Here is a 15,956-nt window from a genome sequence, read left to right as displayed (position 1 = left end):
TTAACCCCCTGTTTCACTTGTTTTTATCGGGCTGAATAGCAAAGGCCGCTGGCGGCATTAATGTCATGTTCGCCACCGTTCCCTTAGCATCTTTGACATACACCACTTCGGCGAGCAGCCATAATTCATCTTTCAGTCCAAAGATAGGAATAGTAATAGGAATCAGTGTGTTGACTTGCCACAGTTGCTGATTTCGATCACGCCAGTTATCGACCTGCACTTTAAGCACTTTGGAGCGGCCATTTTTGCGATTTATCGCCCAATCAAGGCTATCTTTCACCAAATTGGCAGAGTTCATTGTGCTTTCGACGATGATGATCTGGTTCCGATGGCGGTTGGGGAACTGCTCAGCCAGCTGGGTGTCCTGCGTTCTCACCAGCGCCGACGTATTGTTGCCACCGGATGCGGATCGCCGGGCAATAGCATTGCTGGAAAGGGAGACGCCGGTGTAATCCACAAAGCGCTGATTGATATCGGTATGCAGGCTGGCACTGAGAATATTGACGCCCTGCGCCACTCCGCTGGCCGCTTTGCGCGTGCCGACGCGGGTCAGGTATAAATTGCCATCCGGCTGGTCGTAGTAGAGCAACGCCGCCCAGCGGGCAATCCGCTCAATCACCGCTTGCGCCGTATCCCCCCAATTCAGGGTAAACTGCGGCACGATAGTCATCTCGCTAATATCGGAGGTCACGTCGATGCCATAAGGCGCGGCCAGTTTTTGCGCAATCTGCAATACGGTGGATTGGCTGATCACACTGTTAGGCCACTCGGCGGAGCAATCCACCAAATCCTGACATTTGCTGCGCCCCTTAGCGCTAACCTCATGAGTGTTGAGCGTGATCGCGTTATCCCAGCTGTCGATATAGCCATTGAGTACCGCATCCTTACCCAGCGTCACCACGCAGGGATCGCCGGGATTGACCCACTGTTGCCCTTCACTGGCGGGATAACGGTCCATCAGTGACAACTCAAAGCTGCTGGGTAACTTTTCAATGCTCCGCGTAACCTGAATTTTGCTCCAACCGGTGATCGCTCTGCCACCCACTTCCAGTGTGAGGTCATCGCTTATCAATTCATTATTCATAAGTTCAATGCCCTAAACCGAACGGGCATAAATGCCGGATGAATCGGATTCGCCATTTTCACCAACCCATCGCCGCGTAATGCATCCTGATAGAGTCGGTTTGCCAGCATCAGCGCTGGCAGTGAGCGATTAAAATTGACCTCTTCGACGCGCGATAAATTCGCCCCCGCCTGTTGCAGCAAGGTCATAATCGACTCCCGCATCTGCATCAGTGCCGAGTAGGTTTCATCATTGCCGCGATCGGCCGCCGCCAGTACGGTGTCATCAATGACCGCACAGACGCGACCCAATACCGCAACCGCATCGTCATAACTTTCCGGCTGATATTGTGCAGCAGCAGCAACCATACCCCCAGCACAGAGGGTCATCATCAAATGATGGCTGGCATCAATAACCGCCATATCACTGCTATTGGCGCGAAATCTATCGTCGCGGATTGCCGTCAGGCTTTCCATCAGTCGAATAACATCTAAGGTGCTGATTCCGCTGGCTAATAGCGTATTGACCAGTGCCAGCACTTTATCTGCATAGCCATCAATGCTGTTCGCACTGAGTAGCGCCGCGACGGCAGAATCGATCACGGACTGCCCTTCAACCAGCAAAGCCAGCCGCTGTGCGATCAACCGCGGTAAATTTTCGGTATCACTTTGCTGGCTTACGACGGCGGTGGCCCCTGAGCTGCTGCCGCCGAGAGTGCCATGATTAAAACGACCATAGCGGTTGCGGCCCAAGGTGGAGCGCAGTGCATTGCCCAGATTACTGGCTTCATTGGCGGTGTTGGTGACCATCCGTCCCCAAAATGCCGCTGTGTTTTTCAGGGTTTTTATCGCCTGAGTGGTGGAGCGCATTTCACCTTTCACTGTTGAGATAAAACCGGCAACCGCCTTGGCGCTGAGGCCCAACCAGGAGGATTGAATGGATGACCCCATTTCTGCCGCGCCGGTGATAGCAAAAGCACGTAAGCCGGACTCAACAACGGTTAGCGTGAAAGCGAATACACGCCCATTGGCGCTGTTTTCATCGATTTTCAGCGCACTATCAGTGACGCTGACCGTCATTTCGCCGAGTGTCGGGTGAACCAGTGTTCCGGCGCCGGGCATTTCACAGGCGGCGATCAATGAATCACGCTGAGTCATCACGTCGGGTGCGGTGTATATCTGGCTGTTTTGCACCAGAAACCCTGTTAACAAGAGGGTTCTGGCGCTGCGCCCCATATCTTCGATATAGCTGGTGTCGCGATAAGGGTAGCTGTGGACGACCTGACGGCGGCCAAAGTTGCTGGCGCTTTTATCAATGACAAAAGGAACACCACGAAATGAGGCTTGATGCAGATGCTCCGACCATTGCCAATGGTCGTTACCCTCGCCTAATAGCGCTGATAATGTATTGCCGATAAGTGACATTGGGTTCTCCTGTGCAGGATGCTCACAATAGATAGAAAGTAAAAAACCGCCGAAGCGGGTTGGAGGTATTAATGGGTTATGACGAAGTTTTGATGGTATCAATGATCAAATTACAGCGGCATATCCATGGCATATGAGATCCTGCTGCCACCCTGCCCTGGAATAACCGCGTTTTCCCCCGTCCGGCCATCAATGAGCATCAGTTCGATCTGCACCCGATTATTTTGCATGGCAGTAGCAATTACATCGGCAATGGCACTCAGGTTAAATCCGCCCGTTGATTCGGCGTAAATGGGCGAAGCATTTACCGAATTACTGGTGATATCAACACTCGCGGGTGAAATAACCGATGACGGCAATAGAGAATAAGGGTCAGGTGAATTCAGATCTTTGACCCGATTATTACGCCAAGCATCGCTGGCATCAGGATTAAAAACATATTGTTCTGGACTTGAATCTGTTGATGCTGAGGCCGTACTTGTCGGTGCATAATAAGCATCATATTTACGCTGATACCCATCGGTCATAAGACCGAAATCGAGCATGACTTTTTCATACAAATTAAGTTGCTGATAAAAATCGTTACTATTATACCCCTGTCTTAATTTCTGTGACTCATAGCCACTGGTCATCCCTAAAGTATGCATGATTGAAAAATTATCAGGGCCATACGTCATTAGGTCGGTCATACCACCAATAGTATTTGCTAAGATATTGTCAAAAGTAAGAGCATCACTAAGCGTATCTGCAACTCTCTGTTTTATGCCATCCACAGCGGCACCAAACTCAGTGGTTCTTAGCCTTAGCTCTTCAAGTTTGGTAATCAATTCAGGATCGACAGTTAATCTATACCGGCTTGGAGCACTTAATAAATCTTTCAGCTCAACTCCCTCTCGTAATAGTGAGATACCTTCAGTATTCCCGCCGAGTATGTTGATTACTGCATTTTGTTCCTGCGCATCCATTTCATTTTTAAAAACTGGAGCCAAGTTCTCCATGGTTTTGGGGACATTGACCGTATTATTTTCATTTTTAACAATATCAACATTATATTTCTGAAGTAGATCCGCCGCCTCTTTGTCCCTATCCCACAAGATATTATTAAATGTTTGATAGAGTTGTTCCGTCGATTGAATAGCACTAATTCTGTCAGCGCCACGAATTCGCATAGCTCCGCTGAGCTGGCTGAATTGCTCAACAGGCGCACTAACATTTTGTGCCGCCACATTTATTTCATGAGCTTCATCAGCCTCCCCATTTAACCATCCCATTCCTAGACTAGCCGCAGTAATAGCAATATTCCCTTTACCAACTAGTCTATAGGCTTTGAAGGTCTGCGATGGTGCTGAACGTAATATAGGAGTTAGTTTTGAATAGGTACTCTTGTATTTCGGTATTTCTGTTCCTACAACCTCTCCCTGTGGAGGGATCCCATCAGCATTGTTTTTATCAGCCATTTTTGCCAGCCTTAATTTTATTAATCCGCTCGGCCTGCTGGCACCACCATATTAACTTACTGTAGGTCAGGGACCAGGCATCGCCCGGCCCCCAGCTATAGTAGTAAGTGACGTCAGCGATTATTTCGCACCATCGTCCCCCGTTGGGGAGTAGGCTAAAAAACCCATCATGTAGACCTCGCAGACTTTATAGTCGGTGAAAGCCATCTTTTTAATCGCCTCACGCGGCACACCAGACACCAAAGCAATCAGCAATCCCATACCACTGAGCGAACCGGATTTGGTTTGCTCATCGTAGAATTGCTGCACTTGTAACAGTGTCGGCTCACTGAGTTCGACCACCTCATAGGTGGTCTTGGTGGCCTCGTGCGAGATGGGTTTAACTAGCGAAATGGTCTTATTGCGCTCCAATTCAGCCATCTTAATTCTCCGTCACCGAACCGCCTTCCCAACTCACATCCACCGTGCCTTCGGTGCTGTCGACCACCAAAGTACTGACCGACCACATGCCACTGCCGATGATGGTTTTGCCATTCGCCAGCTCACAAACGATATTGACGTTAGTCTGGTCGTTAAAATCACTGATGGAGACGCCACCGCTGTCGCGGATGGTGCAAGAGATTGAAGGGGCAACCACGGTTTCTTTATAGCCATGCACCCCGTCCATGCCCATAACAGTTTCGCGTTTAACCTTGGATGGGCTGTATTTGAACTGGCCAGCCACCATAATAGTGATGCCATCGACAGTGACATAGGCTGTACCTGCCAGACGGTTTGAAGAGTCGCTCATAATTTATTTCCTTTTTATTCTTAAAGAGTCGGCTATTAAATAAGCCGACAACTCAATAGTTGAGGGTTAACTCACTGATGGTTAACTGATCGATAGCGAGTTGATCGATGGTTAGCTGATCGATAGTTAGTTGATCGATAGTTAGCTAGCCGCTTGCAGACGGAATTGATTGAGGACCGCGAAGATGCGCAGCTGATTAATCAGCACACCAGTCCACAGCACATCGATCCGATTGGGGTTGCTGGCACTTTTCTCCACAATCAGCCCGCGGGCGAAGCCTTTGGCATCCTGAACATAGCCGTTAAATTCCAAGGTCTGATACTGGGCAATCAGCTCAGCACGGATAACGTTCGGGGTGATGATTGCCGAGCCAGGGGCAAAGCGGGTGCCATCAGCCGCCAGCTTCATGCGGGCAAATTTGGATGTCACCTGCGTGCGCAGATAGCGGGTGACAAACATCAGCAGGAACAGCGTCTCAATTTGCAGGTAGCTATCATCCTCAGCACCATATTTGTTGGTCTGATAAGTGGTGATGATATTTTCCACCTGCACCCCGCCATCATCCGCCACCGTCACGGTAGAAATACCGCTGTGCAGCAGGTTATTGCGCTCCGTTAGGGTAAAGCGGCTGGACAATGGCGGTGCCAGTACGCCACTGATTGCCAGCGTTTGCAGTGGGCGGCCCGGATCGTTACGCAAACTCTGCGCAATCGCCCCCACATAAGCAGCCGACCAAATATAGGCTGGGGTCGGTGAGTTATGAATGCCCAGCAGCGAAGCATGCTGATCGTTACGCAGCTCGCCTGCCACCGTCAGTTGACCATAGGTGCCAGATTGAGCAGCAAAGCTGTGGCCGTACAGTTGCTGGCTGTAGCTCCAGCGCCCAGTGCTATCAGATAAAAAGGCTTTGATGGCATCCAGCGAAGCGGTGTCGGTATATGGGTTGATGATGAAATCGAAGGTGCGATCCTGCAAATTCGCCAAACCCGCAGCCAGATCTGGTGCGCCCGCCCCGCCAGCCATCGGCGTAATCGTCAGCACCAGACTCTCCGGGGTAGTTTCACCGCCAGCACTGCCCAGATAATTCAGGCGCATATCGATGTTATTACCGTGCGCCCCCTTATTTTTCGCGGCCAATACCACGACCGCGCCTTCAGAAACGCTGTCGCCAGTATGCACCACGGAGATAGGTAGCTCAGTTTTCGCCTCAATAGCGGCGGCCAGTGCTGTAGCAATCGTGTTCACATCGTCTGTCGCAACCACGGTGGTCTGCACTCGGATACCGCCGATATAGAGCGAAATCACCCCCGTCGCCGATGCCGGGCTGCTTACCGTGATTTTGCCGATGGCCGCAACCATCGAATCAGCATCACTCAGCGGTAACAGATAGACCTCACCCGCTGTGTCATTAGCCAGATAAGCGGCCATTTGCCCATGTAGCATTGAGCCTGCACCCGCTAAGTTTGCAGCAGTGGCCGCCGATGAAAGCAGCACCGGGATAGTGGCGGGCAAAGTACTTTCCGGTAATGTTTGCCCAATAATCAATGTTCGCTGGGTGGTGCTCGCGGTATTGGCTTGGGAATTATCAAATTCCGCAAAGAACAATGGCGTGCGCAGATTGCTAGGAATATTGGTGAAAGGAATGGTCATAGTTTTGTACTCTCCGTTGTTAACACTTCAAATGCAGATTGCGCTGATTTAGCAACAAACTGCACCACATCACCGTCCTGTATGCGACGGTGCCAAAATGCGTTATCTGGAACCTCTGAGCCAGATTCAGGCAACAAGGTGCCTTTGACCGGATCGCGCACTGCGCGGCCAGCTGTAGGTTTCACAAACATAGAATTACTCCGGGAAGGTGATGGCAATCAGGGGATCGGTGGTGCCATCCGGCATATCAATAGTGATGTCAATGCCCTGTAATGGGTGACTTTCCAGCGGGAAGAAATCTTCCGGCCCTTGGTAATACTCGAGATCCAACTCCACTTTGACTTCAGCAAAATAGTGCTCACTGCTGGTGTCGATCCCCATGGTGGTGCGCACCTTGGCAAATTGCTGAATCTGGCGAGTCAGTTCATAGCTGTTAATCACCGCCCGCTGAATTTGTTCACACAATCGCTCAAGTGCCGATGCGGCTTCAGTGATACGGTTATCCGCCTCACTCAGCTGAATATGACCGCTGATGCGCAGTGTCGTGGTGGTTTTAAACTGTGGTGCATTGCGGCCAATGGACTCTTTTACTTCAATGGGCGTTTGCAACAAAATGGCCGGATAAGGGGTTATCGGCCATATGTCAGTTGAATAGATGCGGTCTTCAGCATCTGTTTTGCCCAATAATGCCGCAGCGGCCAGTTGTCTGATTTGAGCTGCATTCATAATTTCACCCAATAAAAAATGGGCGATCTGACGGTAATTAACGCCATGATTACTCTCCTGACAAATGAATTCCCTCTGTAGGAATATCTGTTACGGACTTATTACGCAGGAAACTTCGTAATATCTCCGTTCTTCGTTGCTCTTCTTTAATTATCGCGTCTTTTTCACGTAAATTGACGTAATAGGTTTTAATGGTAAAAACAATGCTAATTATTGTTCCGAGAATAAATATGTAATCCTGTAGACTCAGCGCCGAGAATAAGGCAAGTGTGCCGGTCCACCAATACGGCAACTGACTTGGTTCATTCATTAATTATCCCCTATCGATATACTGGCGCATATTACCAACAGAAACAGGAAAGCCCCGACAATGAACTGCACCTTAGTCAGTTGGGTGTCCAACTTTTGGGGTGCAGTTCACAATGCGGGGCTTTCCTGTTGTTTAATCAGTCTGTAACGAACCAGTGATATCAGACTAAACCACTTTTTGCGGACCGCGCTAGTTTTTTTATAATTATTTTTTCAATGCTAAAAACAGAGTGCGCTAATAGCAAAAAATCCCACCAAAGTGAGCTTCCTAATTATTGTTTTTGCGTAATCAATAAGGCAGTAATGTCAGACTAATACACTTTTTGCGGACCGCGTTAATGTTTTTTCATAAATATGTAAGTTTTCGATTAATGGGTCCATGGCTAATTTCACATTCAACATCGCCAGGCAGCCATCAATAAACCCCTCGGCCATTTGCATTTTGATCCTAATTAATTTTTCATCTCTTTTCTGCTGACGTGCAATTGCTCGCTTGGATTGATTAAGGACGTAGTAGCGGATAATCAACTCATATTCATCTGGTCGATGCTGTTTAAGCCGGGCAACACAACCATCCACCACTAAGCCATCATCATCACAACAGGATGCTTTGCTTTTTGAGGTGTCAGGTAATAGCCCTTTGAAGCCCGCAGCAATAGAGGAATAATCTAGCCCTGAGCTACACCTCGCCCAGACACCCCAACGCGCCAATACCAATTGAATATCTCTCATGCTCTGGTTCTTCACGCTGTGGTTTCCAGTTTGCGTACCGCTGATTGAACTCATAAATAACTTCTCCACAAAGGCGGGGTCAGGCGATGACACCTCAGCCTATCGATTGCTCAACAACGGAAACCACCGATAAGTCAGGCCGCCGTCTTCTTGTGATAACCAGAGCAACTCAGGACGCGAATGCCGCTAACAGAGTGAGCAGTGCCTGTTGCAGGTGCGATTCCATGCGTTTCCCTTATATGTTTTGATTGATTATTACCGCAAGTGATTTTATAGTCAATACCGCAGGTGATTGGATATTATTGCTAACGGTAATAAAATTAAGCCATGAAAAAGAAGCCATTGACGCCAGAACAGTTAGACGACGCTAAGCGGCTGAAAGAGCTGTTTAACGCCAAGAAAAAAGCACTGGGTATATCCCAGGAATCTGTTGCGCATGAGTTGGGTGTGGGACAGAGTGCTGTAAACCAATTTCTCAACGGCATTAATCCGCTCAACGTGACCAATGCCGCCGCTTTTGCCAAAGTGCTAAATGAGCCTATCAGCAGCTTTAGCCCCTCATTGGCAAAGGAGTTGGCGAAAATGGCCGAGAGCCTGTCAATCTCGACTCGCTCAGGGCTGAATGACAAACCGGTGGGTTCGGTCGCCAACAGCTATCCATTAATCAGTTGGATCAGTGCAGGCAACTGGTATGAAGCCATCGAGCCATACTCCTTGCGGGATATTGAAATCTGGCCGGAGTCGACTAAAAATGCGCACGACAGTGCATTTTGGCTGAGTGTTAAAGGCGACTCCATGACATCTCCTTCGGGCATTAGCTTCCCGGAAGGGATGATTATTCTGGTTGACCCAGAGAAAGAGCCAATGCCCGGTAATTTTGTTATCGCTAAGCTGACTGACGATAACGAAGCGACATTTAAGAAGTTAATTGTCGATGCTGGCGTTAAGTATTTGAAACCACTGAATCCCGCCTACCGCCTGATTGAGTTAACCGGTAACTGCAAAATACTTGGCGTGGTAGTCGATGCGCGCTGGTTACAAATAGATTAGCCCCATACAACAGTTATCTTGATAGCCGAACGGCTAGAAAAAATCTAAATCACCTGCATAAACAATCAGATAACATTTCACACAAAAAATAACCGCAAGTTATTATCAATAAAATCACCTGCGGTTATTTTAATGTCGAAAAATTATCCTCTTAAATGATTTTTATCCCTGCAATGACGATATTCACGTTGTTTTACACTGAAAAGCACTGTATATTAACACAGTATATTATTCATTCAGGAAAAATCCATGCGTGTTGAATTGATTTATGACAAACGGAATGTCGCTGGCCTTACTAATGCTGGTGAAATGATTAAGGCTGAACTGACCAAGCGTGTGCATCGTGTGTTTCCAGGTGCTGACGTTAAGGTCAAAGCGATGCAGGCTAACGGCATCAATACCGATGCCAATAAACAAGAAAAATCAGTACTCAATCGCTTGGTTGAAGAGATGTTTGATGAAGCAGACGAATGGCTCGTTAATGAGTTTTGATATGAAATAATCCGGGTTAATCCGCCCGGATAGATTATTTTTCACACAAACTCGCACTAATAAGAAGCAATTAATCTTTTTAATATTCTTTTAAACTTTAATTTAAAAAATTAAGTCTTTATCAATGTTAGTTTTCATTATCAACACTTAATTGAATTAAAGGTCAGCTTAGCAATGAAAAATAATACATTGGTAAAGAAAAGCGCATGCGCGTTAGCACTGCTTATGGTAAGTCATGCTGCCTCTGCCAGCTATCATTCGGGCATCACAGATAATGTCACTATGAGTGCTTCGCTAGGGTCACTCAATGCCGAGTCACAAGAATTTGTTTATCAACCTGAAAACAGCGGACATAAAGTTAGTCAATTAGATTGGAAAGCAAAAAATACCCCAACTATCAAGATGGATATCTCATGGGATCTATTATCGCGGCTAACATTAACTGCCCGTGGTTGGAGTACATTATCATCTGGTCATGGGACAATGGATGATTATGATTGGTTAAATCAAAGTCAAAACCAGTGGACCAATTGGTCTCATCATGAAAAAACTAATTTAAATTATGCCAACGAAATTGATCTTAATGCCAAATTTTGGCTTTTGCATGGGAATAATTATCGTGTTGGGGTAATGTCAGGCTACCAACAGAGTAATAATAGTTGGACGGCTTATGGTGGAAACTATAGTTATAATAATAGCTCTCACATAACTACACTCTCTAATAATATCGCTGCTATCGGTTATAAGCAAAAATTTGATATGGCCTACCTTGGATTGGCTGGTAGCTATCGTTATCAAGATTTTGAATTTAACACTTTAGTAAAGTACAGCCCTTGGGTTAATGCATATGGCAGTGATGAGCACTATCAACGTAATCTATCATTCAAAGATACCAGCAAGAATACCCGCTATTATGCAGTTACCATTGGTGCTGGCTATTACGTGACCCAGAATACTAAATTGTTTATTGAAGCGGCCTGGAATCGCTACACCGAAGGTAAAGGAAAGGTGCAAATATTTGACCATACCACTGGTGCATCAGCAACCGTTGCTAATGGCACGGGTATCGCTCACCAAAGCCAAACGATTTTCATGGGTTTGCAGTATAAATTTTAATCACCACAATGAATCCTAGTTGCCCATTTCCAGCATCAATGCGTGTGTACAGAGCCGCTATGCCCGTATTGATGCTGAATTTACACTTTAAATATCACTATTTTTTTCAACATTTTTTTATTCTTATCATTAAATTTTAAGCTGCGTAATTAGCAAGGTTATGTTTTTATTGGATATCGATATCAACAAAATCCCTCACACATGTCACTGTTACATAAAGAAGCATTAACAATGACGCACTAATTGCCGTTTATTACTGTGACTCAGTTCAAGTTTTCTCCTGCCAAGCCGTTACTTGAATCATGCCTTCCCATTTATTTAGGACGCTCTATGCTTGATTCTATTCGTTCACGTATCTTGGCTGCCTGCATCATCATCGTGGCAGGCTCTCTCGCCATTAACACTTATTTTAACTACTCAGTTGCCAACAAATATAACAGCAGCGCAATCGATAACACGCTGACCGCGGTGACGGCGAGTCATGGTGTTGGGATCGCAGACTGGGTGGCGACTAAAACACAAATGATTGTGTCACTGAAAGACAGCGCGCTGACTGCAGATCCGACGGCAGCACTGCGTCAGGTTGCCGCCGCAGGCAACTTCATTAACGTTTATATTGGTTACGCCAATAAGACAGCCACTTTTTCTAATCCCGATGGTATTCCCGCAGGTTACGATCCCACTGGCCGCCCATGGTATTTACAAGCGGTTAAAGCAGGTAAACCCGTGGTCACACCGCCCTATGTGGATGCGGGAACCAACCAATTAGTGGTGACTTTTGCATTACCTATTATTCAAGATGGGAGTATTAAAGGGGTATTAGCCGCGGATGTGACCATGGATAGCGTAATTGCAAACGTGAAATCCATACATCCAACTGATGATAGCTTCGGCATGTTAATTGATGCTGATGGCACAATCATCGCGCATCCCGATGCACAGCTAACCCTTAAACCACTGAGTGAAATCGCACCGACATTGGATCTTAAGACCCTGTTAGCGGCGACTGATCCTCTCGTTGCCGACATGGGTGGCCAGAGTAAATTGCTACTCGCGCAGGCCGTTCCTGGCACTCAATGGTTTACTGTGGTCGCTCTGGATAAAGCCCACGCCACCGCCGGTATGCGCTCATTGCTGACAACCTCACTGGTGACGCTGATCGTCATTATTCTAATCGCCGTGGTGATTATTGGTTTGATTACCCAGCGCGCCTTAGTTCCCCTGAACCATGTGCATAAAGCGATGGATGCCATCAGTTCTGGCTCGGAAGATTTGACCCGACGTTTGCCAGTCGAAGGCCGCGATGAAGTGGCGAAAATCGCCCAGTCATTTAACCGATTTGCCGACAAACTCAGTGCTGTGATGGCGCAAATCCGTGATACCAGCGAGTCGGTACGGATTGCGGCGAATGAAATTGCTGCGGGGAATCAGGATCTATCGGGCCGAACAGAGTCCGCCGCCGCCAGTTTGCAACAAACCTCGGCCGCATTAGAGCAAATTTCAGCCACCGTGGCTCAGTCAGCCAGCGCCGCAAGGCAAGCAAACACCGCCGTGCTCTCTGCTGCGAATGATGCTTCCCGCGGCGGGGATGTGATAGCCAAAGTGATCACCACCATGGAGTCGATTGAGGCCGCATCGGGTAAAATCGGCGATATCACCAGTGTCATTGATGGTATCGCTTTCCAGACCAATATTCTGGCACTGAATGCGGCGGTAGAGGCGGCGCGAGCGGGTGAACAAGGACGCGGTTTTGCAGTGGTCGCGGGTGAAGTGCGCACTCTGGCACAACGCAGTGCACAGGCAGCAAAAGAGATCAAAACCCTGATTGAGTCCACCGTCAGCAGCGTGTCATCAGGCTCTGGTCAAGTCCGTCAGGCCAGTAACACCATGACCGAGATCGTCAGCAGCGTGTCTGATGTCACCAGCATTATGTCGGAAATCACCAACGCGGCAGATGAACAGATGCGTGGCATCCATGAGATCAATAGTGCAGTCGCACAATTGGATACCATGGTGCAGCAAAATGCGGCACTGGTGCAGGAGTCAACGGCAGCATCTGCGGCATTACAGGCTCAGGCGGCAGATTTGACCGGGGCAGTGAATCAATTCAGGATCTAGTCTTCAAATTATCGTGCTTTGATTTCAGCGGGTGATCTCACCCGCTGAAACGCCCCTACCCCAGCAAGATCCGCGCACCAATTTTAATTGGCGCGAAATTATCGTTCGTCACCCCCGCTTCAGATAATGCCAGTTTGAGTTGCTGTGGTGGCTCATCCAATGATTCATCAGCCAACTCGAACACCCCCCAATGAATCGGCACTGTTATCGGTTGCTGCAATTGTTGGAACAGCTGCACCGATTGCTGCGGATCCATATGTTGCGCCTGCATAAACCAGCGCGGGGCATAAGCGCCAATCGGCAACGCCGCGTAATTGAATGGCCCTAACCTTTCACCAATGGTCAGCAGTTGTGGGCAATACCCCGTATCTCCGGTGAAATAGAAGTTAATCTCCCCGCGTTTGACCACCCAGCCCGACCACAGGCTCTGGTTGCGATCCCAAGGGGTGCGCATACTCCAATGACGAGCGGGTACGCAATGAAACTCAAATTCGGCGGCAAGCTGTGTCTCCCACCAATCCAGTTCGTGAACATGACGAGCACCCTGTTGCAGCAGCCAATTTTTTAATCCCAAAGGGGCCAGAAAGGTGATGTCAGGGAAGCGACGCAATAGCTGGGTGATGGTCGTCACATCCAAATGATCGTAGTGGTTGTGAGAAATCACCACTACATCTATCGGCGGCAGTGCCTTTACCCGCGCGGGGACCGGTGTTTTGCGGGCTGGCCCGTAAAAATTCAGCGGCGAAGCGCGACTGGAGAGCACCGGGTCAAACAGCACGGTTTTCCCGCTGACACGTAGCAAAAGCGAAGCATGACCCAGCCACCATAAGGCATCTTGCTGGCCACTGAAATCCGCCTCTTGCCACCAGTCGCTGACAAATTGTGCATATCCCTGCTGAGGCGGTCTGGGCAGTGATTGACGTTTTCGCTCTTCACGCCAGCGTTTCAAATCTTGCGGATGATGAATGACCGGCTCCAGATTCTGGAATCCAAACTCAGTGTGGTGTGGCTTACTGGCATCATAATACGGGTTTTTCTTCGCCATTTTGCATCCTTCACTGCTAGCCACGGTAGCAGCCAACATTCATTCATGGGCTATGCCCGTAATAATTCATTCGAGCTCAATATTGATACTCTAACATGCAGAGCAGTAGACCTAATGCTAGTGATGATATTTCACTCTGCTGATTAAAATCTTGCCACACTTGTCACGGTCATGATTGTCGTAAAAAGGCATTATCACTTATTCGCATTCTCACGGATATTCCGTTTTTACCCAACATTCCCAATCACCACTAAATTGATTCATATCAATTTTTACTGTAATTCGCGCCATTTCAGGTCGCAAAACCCTTTTTCGTGATCAATCGCTCATTTTTAAAAACGCCATGCCTATATAAAGAAAACGATTATCCATTATTAATGAAACATTGTTTTAATTTGAGGTGGCAGTAAAAATGAGTAAACAGATTTCAACAAGGCATACGTTGGCGTACGGGAGTGCCAACTTATTGGGCAGTGGGGCGTTGGCCATCAGCGGTGCCTGGCTGATGTATTTCTACACCACCTTTTGCGGGCTGTCGGTCGTAGAAGCAGCCACGATATTCTCCATTGCCAGTATTCTTGATGCCATCAGTAACCCGATAATGGGTTATATCACCGATAACTTCTACAATACCCGTCTGGGCCGCATGTTTGGTCGCCGCCGCTTCTTTATCTTGCTGGGTATCCCGCTGGTATTGGTCTATCCAATGCTCTGGATGAGTGGCTTCGGGTTCTGGTATTACCTGCTGACCTACGCGCTGTTTGAACTGATTTATACCTCCATCATGGTGCCTTACGAAACACTGGCGACCGAGATGACCACTGATTTTGCCAAACGCTCTAAGTTAACCGGTTCTAAGGCCATTTTCGGCAAAGTCGCTAACTTTTTGGCCGCCTTTATTCCCGGCCAGTTTATTGCTATTTACGGCAAAGACTCCGCGACCCCCTTCCTTTATACCGGTATCGCCTATGGCCTGATTATGTGCTGCGCCATGATTTGGCTGTATAGCTCATCTTGGGAACGCCCAGCCAGCGAAGTGGTTCGGGAAACCACCAGCAGCTTGGGTCAGGCACTGAAAAAACTCTGTGTGGATATGGCATCAACCTTCCATCTGCGCATTTTCCGCAAACACTTGGGGATGTATCTGTTCGGTTTCGGTGCTGAATGGTTATTCGCTTCCGCATTTACCTACTTTATTATTTTTGGTCTGGGCCAGGATGCCGCACTGGTTTCTCATCTCAATAGCTTCAGCTCAATCATGCAGCTAATTTCTACCGCTATCTTTATTGGTATCTGCGTCAAAATGGGCTTTGCTCGTCCGTTCCGCATCGCCTTGCAAGTGGTGATTGTCAGTGTGATTGCCTATGCTGCGCTCTATTTTACCGGCTGGTCGCAAGCGACAACCGTGATTGTATTGTTCTGCATCACCGCAGTTTTCGGCTTAAGCACTGGCGGTATTTATTACATTCCATGGACGGTTTATACCTTCCTGGCCGATGTCGACGAAGTATTAACTGGCCGTCGCCGCGAAGGGATCTATGCCGGTGCCATGACCTTTGCTGGCAAAATGACCCGTTCGGTGATTGTCTTCGCTATGGGGTGGACGCTAAGCCGCTTTGGCTTCGTTTCTGGGCAATCAAGCCAACCTGAAATTGCGGTACAGGCCATCGTTGGCGTGTTTGCCATCGGCGTGATCTCACTGGCGTTAGTGGCTATTTACTACACCACCCAGATGAAGCTAGACCGCAAAAATCATAAAATTCTGCTGGAGGAGATTGAACGTATCAAGGGGGGTGGTGCCATGGAGGATATCCCGGCCCATGCTCGAGCCGTCGCGGAAGAGCTAACCGGCTGGAAATATGAGCAGTGCTGGGGTAATAACAATCTGGGCATGAAGGAATCCACAACAGTGATCCCTAAACCCGTGACTGAAAGTTAATCATTACTCGTTAATCGTCATCACCTGCCGCATCGGTCCTCCCCG

16 protein-coding genes are annotated in these 15,956 nt (G+C 48.1%); 5 read left to right on the top strand and 11 right to left on the bottom strand.

What is annotated here, in order from left to right:
* Positions 1 to 13: 13 nt before the first annotated feature.
* The 10 genes from ACZ76_RS15870 to ACZ76_RS15825 all read right to left on the bottom strand — a co-directional run bounded on the left by ACZ76_RS15870 (position 14) and on the right by ACZ76_RS15825 (position 8,151).
* Complete coding sequence (locus ACZ76_RS15870) at positions 14 to 1,069, bottom strand: phage baseplate assembly protein (protein WP_048620330.1); 1,056 nt, start codon at positions 1,067 to 1,069, stop codon at positions 14 to 16.
* An 11-nt stretch (positions 1,070 to 1,080) separates the two neighbouring features.
* A complete protein-coding gene (locus ACZ76_RS15865; RefSeq protein WP_048619788.1) occupies positions 1,081 to 2,487 on the bottom strand; it encodes a DNA circularization protein in 1,407 nt (468 codons plus the stop codon).
* Between the two features lie 110 nt (positions 2,488 to 2,597).
* Positions 2,598 to 3,944, bottom strand: coding sequence for a hypothetical protein (locus ACZ76_RS15860; RefSeq protein ID WP_048619787.1), 1,347 nt, complete (start codon positions 3,942 to 3,944; stop codon positions 2,598 to 2,600).
* A gap of 120 nt (positions 3,945 to 4,064) precedes the next feature.
* Positions 4,065 to 4,364 carry a phage tail assembly protein gene (locus ACZ76_RS15855; protein WP_048619786.1) on the bottom strand — a complete coding sequence of 100 codons (300 nt, stop codon included), beginning with the start codon at positions 4,362 to 4,364 and terminating at the stop codon, positions 4,065 to 4,067.
* Between the two features lies 1 nt (position 4,365).
* Positions 4,366 to 4,734, bottom strand: a complete 369-nt coding sequence (locus ACZ76_RS15850; RefSeq protein ID WP_048619785.1) for a phage tail tube protein — start codon at positions 4,732 to 4,734, stop codon at positions 4,366 to 4,368.
* Between the two features lie 141 nt (positions 4,735 to 4,875).
* Entirely contained in the window at positions 4,876 to 6,384 is a 1,509-nt protein-coding gene (locus ACZ76_RS15845; protein WP_048619784.1) for a phage tail sheath subtilisin-like domain-containing protein, read from the bottom strand.
* A complete protein-coding gene (locus ACZ76_RS15840) occupies positions 6,381 to 6,575 on the bottom strand; it encodes a DUF2635 domain-containing protein (protein ID WP_048619783.1) in 195 nt (64 codons plus the stop codon). The genes ACZ76_RS15845 and ACZ76_RS15840 overlap by 4 nt, the downstream gene beginning before the upstream one ends.
* A 4-nt stretch (positions 6,576 to 6,579) precedes the next feature.
* Entirely contained in the window at positions 6,580 to 7,110 is a 531-nt protein-coding gene (locus ACZ76_RS15835) for a hypothetical protein (protein ID WP_048619782.1), read from the bottom strand.
* A 49-nt stretch (positions 7,111 to 7,159) separates the two neighbouring features.
* On the bottom strand, positions 7,160 to 7,420 hold the full coding sequence (locus tag ACZ76_RS15830) for a hypothetical protein (protein WP_048619781.1): 261 nt from the start codon (positions 7,418 to 7,420) through the stop codon (positions 7,160 to 7,162).
* Between the two features lie 305 nt (positions 7,421 to 7,725).
* Positions 7,726 to 8,151 carry an antiterminator Q family protein gene (locus ACZ76_RS15825; protein ID WP_258954515.1) on the bottom strand — a complete coding sequence of 142 codons (426 nt, stop codon included), beginning with the start codon at positions 8,149 to 8,151 and terminating at the stop codon, positions 7,726 to 7,728.
* Between the two features lie 327 nt (positions 8,152 to 8,478).
* Between ACZ76_RS15825 and ACZ76_RS15820 the strand changes: the two genes are divergently transcribed.
* The 4 genes from ACZ76_RS15820 to ACZ76_RS15805 all read left to right on the top strand — a co-directional run bounded on the left by ACZ76_RS15820 (position 8,479) and on the right by ACZ76_RS15805 (position 12,927).
* Positions 8,479 to 9,201, top strand: coding sequence for a LexA family protein (locus ACZ76_RS15820; protein ID WP_048619779.1), 723 nt, complete (start codon positions 8,479 to 8,481; stop codon positions 9,199 to 9,201).
* A 249-nt stretch (positions 9,202 to 9,450) separates the two neighbouring features.
* On the top strand, positions 9,451 to 9,693 hold the full coding sequence (locus ACZ76_RS15815; RefSeq protein ID WP_048619778.1) for a DinI-like family protein: 243 nt from the start codon (positions 9,451 to 9,453) through the stop codon (positions 9,691 to 9,693).
* A 174-nt stretch (positions 9,694 to 9,867) separates the two neighbouring features.
* Positions 9,868 to 10,809 (top strand): omptin family outer membrane protease, encoded by a 942-nt coding sequence (locus tag ACZ76_RS15810; protein WP_048619777.1) that lies wholly within the window; start codon positions 9,868 to 9,870, stop codon positions 10,807 to 10,809.
* Between the two features lie 330 nt (positions 10,810 to 11,139).
* Positions 11,140 to 12,927, top strand: coding sequence for a methyl-accepting chemotaxis protein (locus ACZ76_RS15805; RefSeq protein WP_048619776.1), 1,788 nt, complete (start codon positions 11,140 to 11,142; stop codon positions 12,925 to 12,927).
* A gap of 55 nt (positions 12,928 to 12,982) precedes the next feature.
* Here the strand turns inward: ACZ76_RS15805 and ACZ76_RS15800 are convergent, their stop codons facing one another.
* The gene (locus tag ACZ76_RS15800) at positions 12,983 to 14,011 is read right to left on the bottom strand and encodes an MBL fold metallo-hydrolase (protein WP_144413925.1); all 1,029 of its coding nucleotides are present in this window, start codon (positions 14,009 to 14,011) and stop codon (positions 12,983 to 12,985) included.
* Positions 14,012 to 14,384: 373 nt separating this feature from the next.
* Here ACZ76_RS15800 and ACZ76_RS15795 point away from each other — a divergent pair, with 373 nt between their 5' ends.
* A complete protein-coding gene (locus tag ACZ76_RS15795) occupies positions 14,385 to 15,911 on the top strand; it encodes an MFS transporter (RefSeq protein ID WP_048619774.1) in 1,527 nt (508 codons plus the stop codon).
* Positions 15,912 to 15,956: the final 45 nt, after the last annotated feature.

The organism is Yersinia aleksiciae, from assembly GCF_001047675.1.
Lineage (GTDB): Bacteria > Pseudomonadota > Gammaproteobacteria > Enterobacterales > Enterobacteriaceae > Yersinia > Yersinia aleksiciae.
The sequence above is the reverse complement of the archived record's forward strand: the minus strand, read 5'-3'. Positions and strand labels throughout refer to the sequence as shown.